At 68.4% G+C, this 2,196-nt stretch carries 4 protein-coding genes; all 4 read left to right on the top strand.

The window, feature by feature from the left end; all coding sequences use genetic code 11:
• Window positions 1-620, top strand: a 620-nt coding sequence (locus QMX83_RS21285) for a chemotaxis protein CheW (RefSeq protein ID WP_282298616.1), incomplete at its 5' end; no start/stop codon positions are given.
• Window positions 621-706: 86 nt separating this feature from the next.
• On the top strand, window positions 707-1,015 hold the full coding sequence (locus QMX83_RS21280) for an STAS domain-containing protein (protein WP_282298615.1): 309 nt from the start codon (window positions 707-709) through the stop codon (window positions 1,013-1,015).
• The gene (locus tag QMX83_RS21275) at window positions 1,012-1,377 is read left to right on the top strand and encodes a response regulator (protein ID WP_038688521.1); all 366 of its coding nucleotides are present in this window, start codon (window positions 1,012-1,014) and stop codon (window positions 1,375-1,377) included. The genes QMX83_RS21280 and QMX83_RS21275 overlap by 4 nt, the downstream gene beginning before the upstream one ends.
• A gap of 45 nt (window positions 1,378-1,422) precedes the next feature.
• A partial coding sequence (locus QMX83_RS21270; protein ID WP_282298614.1) for an Hpt domain-containing protein occupies window positions 1,423-2,196 on the top strand: 774 nt, incomplete at its 3' end.

Raw genomic sequence — 2,196 nt, 5'->3', positions numbered from 1 at the left:
TTCCCGCACCGGCCCCCGCACCCGCAAAGCCAGCCCCTGCCCCGCTGCCGCCACGCCCTGCACCCGCCCCGGTCGCCCGCGCCGCGCCGATCCTGCCCGCCAACGCGCCCAATCCGGCGCGCCCGGGCAGCTGGCAGGAACTGCAGGCACAGGCCCTGAACCCGGCCTCCAGCCCACGCGAACACCGCCGCGCCAACGAGCGCACCTCGCGCTGGCTGCGCATGCGCTGCGGCAGCCAGGCCTACGCGCTGGAGCTGCTCAAGGTGCAGGAAGTCGTGCTGCCCGTGCCGCTGCTGCCGCTGCGTGGCACCCCGACCGCCATGCTGGGCATCATGAATCTGCGTGGCCAGGTGGTGCCGGTCATGGACCTGGGCACGCATCTGGGAGCCGGTCCCGCCGAAGACGACGCCAACACCCGCATCGTGGTGCTGGAGGAGAACGGCGAAACCATGGGGCTGCGGGTGTCCGCCGTGGAAGACGTGGCCAACCTCACCGATTCGCAGATCGAGCCCCCCGACACCGCCCGCATCTGCCAGATTTCCAACGACCTGTTCCGGGGCGTGGCCCGGATCTCGGCGCAGCCGATGATCCTGCTCGACGCCACCCAGCTGTTGAACTGAACAACATCGGACGGTTCCGAAAATCGCGTTAAAGGTTCTCCCAACCCCGCCGTTATTGACCTTGGAACCGTTTGTCCGGAGCAACGATGAGCACTGTGGCCCTGGGTGATGATCTCGGCATCGAGAACAGCACCGAGCTCAAAACCCGCCTCGCCCCCCTGGTGGACCAGGAAGGTGACCTGACGCTGGATGCCAGCCAGGTCGGCCGTATCCATACCGCCGCCATGCAGGTGCTGTGCGCCTTCGTCGACGCCCGCCGCCAGGCGGGCCATGCGACCGGATTCGACGGTTGCACCTCAACCTTCCGTGATGCCGCGCGCCTGCTCGGCCTCACCCAGGCCCTGGGCCTGGACGCAAACCATGACAACCTGAAATCTGTGGAGAACGCGGCATGAGCGCACGTATCTTGGTGGTGGACGATTCGGCGTCGATGCGCCAGATGGTCTCTTTCGCCCTCACCTCGGCCGGCTTTTCTGTTGAAGAGGCCGAAGACGGTGCGGTCGCCCTCGGCCGCGCCAAGGGCCAGCGCTTCAATGCGGTGGTCACCGACGTGAACATGCCGAACATGGACGGCATCTCGCTGATCCGCGAGCTGCGCCAGCTGCCGGACTACAAGTTCACCCCGATGCTGATGCTGACCACCGAGTCGGCCGCCGACAAGAAGTCCGAAGGCAAGGCCGCCGGTGCCACCGGCTGGCTGGTCAAGCCGTTCAACCCGGAACAGCTGGTCGCCACCGTCCAGAAAGTCCTGGGCTGATCCCCACCCGCCTTCCCTCTTCCCCGCAACCGGACCCGAACTGTCATGAGCATGGACCTGCAACGCTTCCACGCCACCTTCTTCGAGGAAAGCCGCGAAGGCCTGGACGCGATGGAAGCTGGCCTGCTGGCACTGGAATCGGGCCAGCAGGACCCTGAAATCATCAACTCGGTGTTCCGCGCCGCCCACTCGATCAAGGGCGGTGCCGGCACCTTCGGCTTCGACGCCATCGCTGCGTTGACCCACGTGCTGGAAACGCTGCTGGATGAGCTGCGCGCCGGCAAGCGCGCGCTCGAGCCGGTCGCCGTGGACGCCATGCTGTCGTCGGTGGACGTGCTGCGCGCATTGCTGCGCGAAGCCGAGCACGGCCACCCGGCCGACCCGCAGGCCGTCGCTGCCGTGAAGGCGCGCCTGGAAGCCGTGCTGTCCGGCACCGCCGCCAGCACCGCCGCACCGGCCGCCGCCAAGGTCGACGACACGCCGGAAGCCTGGCAGATCGGTTTCGTGCCGGCCCCGTCGCTGTTCATGAGCGGCAACGACCCGCTGCGCATCATCCGTGAGCTGGAGCACCTGGGTTCGCTGCAGGTCGCCGCCCGCCTCGAACGCCTGCCCGGCTTCGACGCGCTCGACCCGCTGGAAGCGCACCTGGCCTGGGACCTGGGCCTGGTTGGCAAGGTGCCGCGCAGCAAGATTGAAGACACCTTCGCCTGGGTGGTGGACGACTGCGAACTGGACATCCGTCCGGCGGCCCCGCCGAGCCTGGCCACCAGCGCACCGGCACCCGCTGCGCCGGCCGCCGCGGCTGTCGCACCTGCCGCC

It is taken from the genome of Stenotrophomonas sp. PS02289, from assembly GCF_029960115.1.
Classification (GTDB): domain Bacteria; phylum Pseudomonadota; class Gammaproteobacteria; order Xanthomonadales; family Xanthomonadaceae; genus Stenotrophomonas.
Note: the sequence above shows the minus strand (reverse complement) of the source record. Positions and strands in the feature narration are given on the sequence as shown.